This window comes from Actinomadura logoneensis (assembly GCF_003428695.1).
GTDB classification, from domain to species: Bacteria; Actinomycetota; Actinomycetes; order Streptosporangiales; family Streptosporangiaceae; genus Spirillospora; species Spirillospora logoneensis.
Genome location: NZ_QURH01000109.1, coordinates 1 through 9523, shown reverse-complemented (window position 1 = coordinate 9523; position 9523 = coordinate 1). Strand labels below are relative to the sequence as shown.

The 9523-nt window shown below is 76.7% G+C and carries 5 protein-coding genes and 2 pseudogenes; 2 read left to right on the top strand and 5 right to left on the bottom strand.

All coding sequences use genetic code 11. The features are described from left to right. Positions 1-1290 (top strand): annotated as a pseudogene (locus DZF91_RS05480) (hypothetical protein); the annotation flags it as partial. A 31-nt stretch (positions 1291-1321) separates the two neighbouring features. Here DZF91_RS05480 and thpR read toward each other — a convergent pair. From thpR to DZF91_RS05465, 3 genes are all read right to left on the bottom strand, one after another. Further along, entirely contained in the window at positions 1322-1894 is a 573-nt protein-coding gene (thpR, locus tag DZF91_RS05475; RefSeq protein ID WP_117356402.1) for an RNA 2',3'-cyclic phosphodiesterase, read from the bottom strand. Between the two features lie 215 nt (positions 1895-2109). Beyond that, positions 2110-3351 (bottom strand): MFS transporter, encoded by a 1242-nt coding sequence (locus DZF91_RS05470; protein ID WP_117356404.1) that lies wholly within the window; start codon positions 3349-3351, stop codon positions 2110-2112. A gap of 413 nt (positions 3352-3764) precedes the next feature. Beyond that, the gene (locus tag DZF91_RS05465) at positions 3765-4211 is read right to left on the bottom strand and encodes a MarR family transcriptional regulator (RefSeq protein WP_235834103.1); all 447 of its coding nucleotides are present in this window, start codon (positions 4209-4211) and stop codon (positions 3765-3767) included. Between the two features lie 108 nt (positions 4212-4319). Here DZF91_RS05465 and DZF91_RS05460 point away from each other — a divergent pair, with 108 nt between their 5' ends. After that, a complete protein-coding gene (locus DZF91_RS05460; protein ID WP_117356401.1) occupies positions 4320-4613 on the top strand; it encodes a DUF2530 domain-containing protein in 294 nt (97 codons plus the stop codon). Between the two features lie 99 nt (positions 4614-4712). Here DZF91_RS05460 and DZF91_RS05455 read toward each other — a convergent pair whose 3' ends face one another. Next, entirely contained in the window at positions 4713-7793 is a 3081-nt protein-coding gene (locus DZF91_RS05455; RefSeq protein ID WP_117356400.1) for a sacsin N-terminal ATP-binding-like domain-containing protein, read from the bottom strand. Positions 7794-8121: 328 nt separating this feature from the next. Next, positions 8122-8934 (bottom strand): annotated as a pseudogene (locus DZF91_RS05450) (DUF3027 domain-containing protein); the annotation flags it as partial. Between the last annotated feature and the right edge of the window lie 589 nt (positions 8935-9523).

The following is a 9523-nucleotide window of genomic DNA, read 5'->3' as shown; positions in this document are numbered from 1 at the left end:
GGGCCGAGCGCGGAGGCGCGGGGCGTGGTTCCGGCGCGCGGCGCGCTCAGGGTGCCCGCGTCGGAGGTCGCGGCGCTCGTCCTCGGGCCCGGCCTGCGCGCCGACTCCCTGACCGGACGGCCCCGGCGCTCCGAACTGTCGGTGCTCGCGTTCGACCACCGGCTGCGGCTGCTGGCCCGGCTGCCCGCCCACGGCCTGGACGCCTTCCAGCTCGCGCACGCGCTCGCCGACCGCGGATACCGGGTGGTCACGCCCGGCGCGCGGGCGCCGCGCTCCCCCGAGTACGGCCTGGAGGGGCTGCCGGAGATCTTCGCCCGGGTGCCCGGCGGGCGGCTGGTCGTCGAGGACGGCGGGCTCGGCTGGGCCGACGCCGCGGGCGACGTCGTGCTGCGGATGCCGGAGGACCGGCTCGGCGGCATCGAGCTGCTCACCATCGCCGGGCACGCCTGGGTCCGGCTGTACGACTCCGACGGCGACGAGTTCTTCGCCGCGCCGCTGTCGGCGCTGCGCATCTCGCGCACCGACCTGCGCGAGGCGGCCCGCCGCGAGGGCCTTCCGGTGAACGACGCCGAGTACGACGCGTACCTGAGCGCGGCGTTCCATTCGGCGGTGTCCACGCTGACGCTGCCGGCGGCCGAGGACGCCCCGGGCAGGACGGCCGAGGACGCCGGGCCGAGCGCCCTCGCCGCTCCGGTCCCGTCCTCCGGCGCCGAGACCGAGGCGGGATCGGAGGCGGGATCGGAGGCGGGAGCCGGGTCGGCGTCCCTCCGGGCCGAGCTGACCCTGCCGCCCGCGCCGTCCCCGGCCGACGCGCCCGGCGTCCTGCTGGACGCGACGCGCCGGTCCCGGCTCGGCACCTACGCGATGAGCCTGCTGCTCGCCGAGATCGTCGCGGTCGTCGGCGCGGTCTGGCTCGGCCCGGACCTCGGCGGCTTCGTCGCGACGGCGAGCTGGACGGTCCCGGCCGGGCTGCTGGCCGGGCTCGGCGGCTACTGGCTGCACGACCGCGACCGCCCGCGGCTGCGGGTCTCGCCCGCGGGCCTGGCCGTCGTCACCCGGCGCGGACGCGTCCGCTGGGAGCTCGCCCGCGACCGCGTGGCGGGCGTCGGGATCGACGACGCGGCCGAGCGCATGCCCCGCCTGGTGGTGTGGAGCCCGACCGGACGCGTCCTGCGGCAGGTCACCTTCCCGCCCGACCTGGCCGAGCTGCGGCGCGCCTGCGAGCGCTACGGCCTGCCCTGGGGCCCGCCGGACGCCGACCACCCCACGCCCCCGCCCCCGGAGCTCTAGGGCGGCCGGAGGTCGAGGGCCTGCCGGAGCTCTAGCGCGGCGCCCGCAGGGGCCAGGACTCCAGCGGCTCGTACTCGACCTGCGTGCGGCCCTTGGCGGGCAGCAGGCTGCGGACGAGGTGGACGCTGTCGGCCGTCCACGGCGTGCCCGCGAACGACGACATCGGCTCCAGCAGCGGCCGGACGTCCACCGGATGGCGGCTGCGGGCGAGCGTGAGGTGCGGGCGGAAGGTGCTGTGCCGGTCGGGGAGGGTCCCGGCGCGGCGTCCGGCGGCGGCGGTCGAGGCGGCCAGCCCGGCCAGGTCGCGCCGGTCGCCGTAGAGGCCCGTCCAGAGCACCCGCGCGTGCGCGCCGCCGCCGGGGAACGCCCCGCCGCCCGCCAGCGACAGCCGGAGCCGGTCGTGCCGGGCGGAGGCGCGCTGGAGGCGGGGGATCAGGCGGTCGAGCGCCCGGTCCTCCACGTCGCCGAGGAACGCGAGCGTGACGTGCAGCAGTTCGCGGCGCGTCCAGCGCAGCCCGGGCACCGTCTCCCGCAGCGGCCCGAGGAACGTCTCCAGCTCGTCCAGGACGTCCGGCGGGGGCAGCAGCGCGACGAACAGCCTCATGCGTAAGCCCGGGGTGGCACGTCCGCCAGCCTCTCAGCCCGGACCGGCCTTGTCACGCGAAGGACACCTCCCACGTGCGTCGGCGGCACGCCCTCGGCGACGGACGGTCCCTCCCGTCGGCCGAACGGTCACCACCGGCGTCCAACGGTCCCCCGCCGGTCCCGCGCCCGAGGTGCGGGGCCGGGCCGCGCAGTCGGCACCCGCCCCGGATGGGATCAGCGGTCGGCGGTGGCGGCGAGCAGGCGGGCGAGGGTCGGCCGGATCCGCGCCCGGGGCATGGCCGCGAGCGCGACGGCCACGGTGGCGGCGAAGGCGACCACGCCGCCGACCACGACGGTGGCGCGCGGGCCGAACGCCTGCGACATCCAGCCGACCATCGGCGCGCCCAGCGGGTTGGTGCCGAGGAAGACCAGCATGTAGAGGCCCATGACCCGGCCGCGCATCTCGGGCTCCACGCCCAGCTGCATGATCGCGTTCGCCGAGGTCGTGAAGGTCATCATCGCGATCCCGGCGGGCACCAGGGAGACCACGTAGGACCAGTAGCTCGGCATCAGGCCGCCGACCGTGACCAGCAACGAGAAGACCAGCGCCGACCCGATCAGCACCCGGAACCGGGGCCGGGTCGCCCGGCGGGCCGCCAGCAGCGCCCCGGTGAGCGCGCCGACCGCCATCATCGTGGACGCCAGCCCGAACGTGGACGCCCCGGAGTGGAACACCTGCCGGGAGATCAGCGCGACCGTGATCTGGAAGTTCATCGCGAACATCGACACCACGCCGATGAGGACGAGCACCAGCATCAGGTCGGCGCGCCCGCGCACGTACCGCAGGCCCTCGCGGAGCTGGCCCTTGGCGCGGGCGACGGGGTCGACGGTGCGCAGCTCGCCGGTCCGCATCAGGTAGAGCCCGAGCAGGACGGCGGCGAACGAGGCCGCGTTGACGAAGAAGACCGGCCCGGTGCCGATCGCCGCGATCAGCACGCCGGCCACCGCCGGGCCGACCAGCCGGGCGCCGTTGAACGTGGCGCTGTTCAGCGCGATGGCGTTGGGCAGGTCCTCGCGGCCGACCATCTCGACCACGAACGACTGCCGGGTCGGGTTGTCCACGACGGTCGCGAGCCCCAGCAGGAAGGCCAGCACGTACACGTGCCAGACCTGCGCCGTCCCGGTGACGGCGAGCACGCCGAGGACGAGCGCCAGCACGCCCATCGCCGTCTGGGTGAGCATCAGCACCCGGCGCTTGGGGTACCGGTCCGCGATCACACCGCCCCACAGCCCGAACAGCAGCAGCGGCAGGAACTGGAGCCCGGTGGTGATCCCCAGGGCGCTGCCGCCGTTGCCGTGCGCCAGCTCCAGGACGAGCCAGTCCTGCGCCACCCGCTGCATCCACGTCCCGGTGTTGGACACGACCTGTCCACCGGTGAACAGCCGGTAGTTCCTGTTCCTCAGCGACCGGAACATCCCGGCCCGCGCCGGGGGCTCCTTCGCGGACCGCCCGGTGGCCTTCCGCTCGGCGGTCTCCTGCTCGGCGGTCTCCCGCTCGTCCGCGGGCCGCCCGGCGGGCTTCCGCTCCTCCGCGGACCCCTCGGCCCGCCCGTTCTCAACCGCGGACCGCGCGGTCCGCTCGCGCTCGTCCGCGGACCGTTCGATCCGCTCGGTCTCCTCCGCCGTCCCGGTCCCGAGGGCCACCGTCACTCAGACACACCTCCGCCGCAAAAGTCATTTACTTTGCTAACGATATGCCCGAGCTTGGTATTCCGCCATCGCGCGACGGTGCTTCTCCGGTGTTCGCGAGCGGTGTCCCGGCGGCCTTCCAGCCCCCGGCGGACCGTCGGCCAGCCCCCGGCGGACGGTCAGACAGGCCCGATGGACGGTCAGGTCGAGCGGCTCAGCTTGTCCAGCACGGGCGCGGCCCGGTGCAGGATGTCGCGCTCCTCGTCGGTGAGCTCGTTCAGGCGGCGCGCGAGCCACTGCTCCTTGCGACGGCGCTCCTCGGCGAGCAGGGCGTGCCCGGCCTCGGTCGGGGCCAGCACCGCCTGGCGGCCGTCGGTGGGATGCGGCGTGCGGGCCAGCAGCCCCTGGTCCTCCAGGAACGCGATGACGCGGGTCATCGACGGCGGCTGCACCTTCTCGTGGTCGGCGAGCTCACGCGGGGTCATGGAGCCGTGCCGGGCCAGCGCGGCGAGGGCGGCGAACTGGGTGAGGGTCAGCGGCGGCCGGGCGTCGTCGGCACGGGCCGGGCGCAGGGTGCGCAGCCGCCGGGACAGGCGCGCGACGGAGATGCGCAACTCCTCGGCCAGGCCGGCGGTGGTGGTGTCCAACGGTCAGTGCCCTTCCCTGCGGTCCCTGCCTCCCATCGTCCCACGTCGAGCCCGTTTCCGAACCGGCCCGGGGGCCGCGGCGGGCCGTCCAGCGCCTAGGCTGAACGCATGAGCCGTCCGCGCCGCCCCGACCCGTCGCCGCTCGCGACCAACGACGTGCACATCGCCATCGCCGGGACGGTCGCCTGGGCGGTCGCGCTGGTCGTCCTGCTGATCGTCGGGCTGCCGTCGGCGGAACGCTGGTGGCTCTGGGTGTGCGTGGTCGGCATGGGCTGCGGCCTCTTCGGGACCTGGTACATCCCGCGCCTCCACGCGGCCCGCGAACGCCTGGCCACCGAACGGGCCGCCAGGCGCGCCGCCGCCCCCCACGACCCGTCCGCCGGAGACCCCACCCTCCGCTAGGCCGCCCGCCACTCTTTGGGCTCCCGGGCCTCGCGCGAGAGACCGACGCCGCTCATCCAGGCTCGCGGCCCGGGCTTTCGGCCTTCCGCGGGCGGGGGGCTATTCCAGGTCGGCTTCGGCGAGGAGGGTCGGGGTGTCGTCGGGCGCGCGGAGCACGGCCTCGGCGAGGTGCCGGTCGGGCCACGCGCCGGTCGTCCAGGCCAGGGCGCGCGCCAGCCCGGACGGGCCTGACGCGTGGATCTCCCCGTCCCCGGCCCACCAGGGGACCTCCACACCGTCCACGACCAGCCTCGCGTGCGCGAGGTAGGTGTCCGGAACGTCCGGCAGGACGGCCCTGACCACGTCCGGGACCGCCGTCGGCGTGCCCGGCTCGGACGGCTCCCCGGTGACCTCCTCGCTCGCGCGCGGCAGGTCGAGCAGGTCGGCGAGGGCCCCGGCGCTCCCGGACGAGGCGATCACCAGCGGCTGGCCGGTCAGCAGCGGCAGCAGGTCCGGACGGTCCAGGACGAGCGCGTCGGCGGCGTCCACGACCTCCACCCGGCCGTCCACGACCGCCCGGACGGCCTCCGGCGGCTCGACGTCCCGCGCGCCCGCGGCGAGGGCCGTCCACAGCACGCCGAGGTGCTCGCGGGAGATCTCGCGGCCGGGGTCGGCCATCCGGTCGAGCAGTTCGGCCGCGCCGCCCGGCTCGTCGAGCAGGTCGTCCAGCGTCGTGCGGACGCCCAGCGCCAGCAGGAACCCCTCGTCCAGCCCGGGCGGCGCCTCGTCGTACAGGCCGCTCAGCAGGTCCGACCCGTCCGGCATGCGGAACCGGCCGGGCGGGCGCCCGTCCAGGACCGGATGGCGGCGCAGCCACCACGCCGTGTAGGACGGCACGCTCACCCGGCGGCCGTCGTGCAGGCTGACCAGGGCCGGTTCGACGACGGCGGCGCGCAGCGGCGGCCGGGACAGCAGCTCCAGCGCGGCGGGCCAGTCGGCCACGAGCTCCAGGTCGCGGACGGCGGCGAACTCCGGCACGAGGGGCGGCAGCTCCTGGTCGCCGGTGCGGCGCAGGACGTCCTCGGCCCACCGCTCCTCGCCGTCCAGGTGCAGGGTGTCGGCGGCGTCGGCAAGGCCGACCACGTTCACGTCCTCGGCGCGGACGGTCGCCGGGCCGTCCAGCACCCCGGCAGCGGCGAGCGTCCCGGCACCGAACCGCTCGACCAGGTCGGCGGCGACGGTCGCGAACGGCGCGTCGTCCGCCATGATCGCGTGCAGCGGGCTGTCCGGGAGCAGCAGCTCACCGGCCGCGTAGAGCTCGCCGTCGGCGGCGGGCAGCGCCAGGTGCTCCAGCCACGGCTCGTCGCCGGGGTCGAGCCGGGACTCCCCGACCAGCGTCAGGACGGCGTCGGCGAGCGCGTCCGGGTCGTCGGCGTCGAAGGACTCCTCCACCGCCGCCCGGACGGCCGGGTCGGCGAGCACCTGCCTCGGCCCGGCCTCGATCGCGCCGAGCCTGCTCAGCAGCGGATGGACGGCCTCCGGATGGACGATCCGCAGCCCGAGAGGTTCCAGCGCGGCGGTGTCCACGCTCGTGATCAGCGCGCCGCGCGGCCCGCGGGCGAGCCGGCCGTCGGCGAGCGGCACCGGCAGCGCGCCCAGGCCGTCCGTGGACGCCCCGGACAGCGCCTCGTACAGCGACCGCCACCAGCCCGGCGGACGTTCGAGCGACACCAGCGCGTCGACGACGTCCGCGAGCTCCATGCGCCGGACGCCGAGCGCGTCGAGCGCGGGGCTCCGCACCGGCCAGCCGGGCGGCAGCAGGCCGGGCATGACGTCGGCCATGAGGTCCAGGAACGGCGGCGGCGCGTCCACCGCGACGGCGTCCGGACCGCGCATCGGACCGGGCAGAAGCGGGGTTTCGGGCAGCCGGGCGAGGATCGCGCGGCGCAGCCTGGCGTCCAGCTCCCCGACCCCGACCGGCCCCGGGACGAGCCCGAGAACACCGGGTCCGGACGGAAGGCCGCGCATCAGTTCGACATAGGCGTCGGCGGCGCGCTCGACCAGGAAGTCGGTCAGCGGGCCGGGCGCGACGTGCCGCCGGTCGGGGGCGAGCGGGAAGGACGCGATCAGCAGCGCGGGCAGGTCGATCCGCTCGTCCGAGGGCGTCGGCGCGTGCAGCACGGCCGGAGCCCCGGCCTCCTCCGCCGAGAGAAGACCGTCCGCCCCGAAGCCACCGCTCCGGGAACCGCTCGAACCGAACCCCCGCCCAGCCGAACCGAGCCCAGGCCCAGCCGAACCGAAGCCGCGACCAGCCGAACCGGAGCCGCGCTCGCCCGGCCCGATCCCTGCGCGCGGCGGTCCGTTCCGCTCCGGCGACGGCGCACCGGCGCCCGACGGGCCGGCGGGCAGGGCCCAGCGGATCTGCCAGCCGCCGCGCAGCCGCTCCTCGGTCGGACGGTCGGCCAGCAGCTCGGCCGGGATCTCGCCGTGCGCCTCGACCGTCCGCCACTCGCCGAGCCGGACCTCGCGGACGTCGCCGTCCACCTCGATCTCGACCGACTCCAGCGCGGGCAGCGCGAGGAGCAGGGCCGGTCCGACCTCGCCGAGCTGGACGCGGACGCGGTCGACCGCCGTCCCGTCCCGCAGCGGCAGCCGGACGGCCGTCGCGAACCCGTCCGGGACCGGCTCCCCGGCGTCGGCGAACGGCAGCCGCAGCAGCGGCACGTGGCCGGAGCGCGCGGCCAGCTCCGAGGCGAGCTCCGGCACGTCCCGGACGACCGCCCGGGCGCGTTCCAGCGACCACGAGACCCCGCCCGAAGCGGACATGATGGACGGCTCGTCGCTGACCGAAACCACGGCCGCGAACCCGACGCCGAACCTCCCGACCGATCCGGACTCATCCCGCTTCGCGGAGGCGCGCAGCGTGGACAGCGCCTCCACGCCTTCGGCGGACAGCGGCGCGCCGGTGTTCGCGGCCACCAGGACGTCACCGCGCAACGTGAGCCGCAGCCGCCCGGGGACGCCCGCGCGCAGCGCCGCGTCGGCCGCGTTCTGCGCCAGCTCGACCACGACCCGGTCGCGGTAGCCGCCGAGCGCGAAGTCCTCTTCGGTGTTGGCGTCCGCGCGGAAGCGCGCCGGAGACTCGGCCCAGGCCCTCAGGACACGCGCGCGCAGCGCGTCCGTGCCGAACGGATCGTCCACAGCCGCGTCAGCCGTCGCCGGCCTCCGCCGACGCGTCGCCGCCGGCCCCGCCCTTGGCGCCGCGGGTCGTCCGGCCCTTGGCCGCGCCGCCCTTCGCCGCGCCGCCCTTCGCCGTGCGCTTGGCCGGGGCCTTCTTCGCCGCCGGGGCCTTCCTCGTGGTGCGCTTCCGGCCCTTGGCCTCGGCTTCGACTTCGTCGGACGGAGCGAGGGCCTCGGCCGGGGCTTCCGCGCCGGTCTCCGCGGCCGTGTCGGCCGTGTCGGCCTTGGCGGCCTTGTCGACCTTGGCGGCGCCCTCCGCCTCGGCGTCCTCGCCGGCCGGGGTGGTGGACACGATCTCGAAGTCGAGCTCGTCCAGGACGGGCGGACCGTGCTCGGACGCGGCCGGCAGGTTCACCGCCTCGGAGTGCGCTCCGCAGCCGTGGTCGGCCGAGACCACCCGGCCGTCGTCCGGCGCGTACTCGTTCGCGCAGACCCCGAACATCTGCCGTAGTCCGCCCGCGAGCGTCACGTAGAAGCCGCAGGTCGCGCACTGCGCGGGCGCGGACGCGGCGATCGGCGCGCGCGGCCCGGCGACGCCGTCGTACCAGCGCTCGGCGGCCTCGTCCCGCCCCTCCGCCGACAGCACGCGTGGACGGCCGAGCCCCAGCTCCCACTGGACCTGCCGCTCGACCTCGTCGGCGGTCTCGGTGAAGCCCGGCGCCAGCCGCGGGTCGTCGGGCGCGGTCGGCATCAGGTCGCCCGGCCCGAGGTCGCCCGGACGCAGCCGCTCCAGCCACGGCACCCAGGCCGGGGCGAGCAGCGCGTCGTCCCCGGGCAGCAGCACGCACTCGTCCACCGTCACGGCCTTGGCGCGGGACGCGCGGACGACCGTGACCGCCCAGCGCCAGCCCCGGTATCCGGGGTCGAGGCAGGCGAAGTAGTGGGTCACCAGGCGGTCGCCCTCGGGGCGCAGCCCCAGGTGGTCGCCGACCCGGCCGGGCGCCCAGCCCCGGTATCCGGGGTCGAGGCAGGCGAAGTAGTGGGTCACCAGGCGGTCGCCCTCGGGGCGCAGCCCCAGGTGGTCGCCGACCCGGCCGGGCGCGGCGGTCTCCTCGGCGGCGGCGCGGGCGAGCTCGACCGCCTCGGCGCAGGCGGCGTCGATGGCGGGCTGGCGGCTGCGGCGCGCCGCCCCGCCGGCGGCTGCGGAACCGGACCGGGACCCGGTGGAACGCGCGGTGCTGGACTGACGGGTTGGGCTCACGCTCCAATTCTCGCCCATGGAAGGGCGTGGCCGGGCACATGCCCGGCCCCCGGACGGTCGATCACCGTCCCGGAGGGAACATACCTTCGTCAAAGGCACCCCGACGATCGTCCGCGACCGAGGAGCGCGCCCGGCCCAGATGTCCGAATCCGCAGGTCATCCCGCTGAAGACCGCCGGCGGGGCGGTCCGGCTGACGGCCGCGCGGCCGAGGGTCACACCTCGGCCACAAACACGGCCACGAACACGGGCGCGAACACGGGCGGGGCCCCGGGGGCGAACACCGCGTCGAACACCGCCACCGCCCCGGGCGGGAACACCGCCGAACAGCCCGGCGCACGCGGCCCGCACGCCGTCCCGCACCCGCCCGGACGGTTCCGGCGCGGAGCCCGCTCGATCAGCGGCGGAGCCCGCCGGATCGGTCTCGGCGCCCGGCGTGTCGGCGGGGGCGCCCGGCGTGTCGCGGGAGGTGTGCGGCGGGCCGGCGGGGGC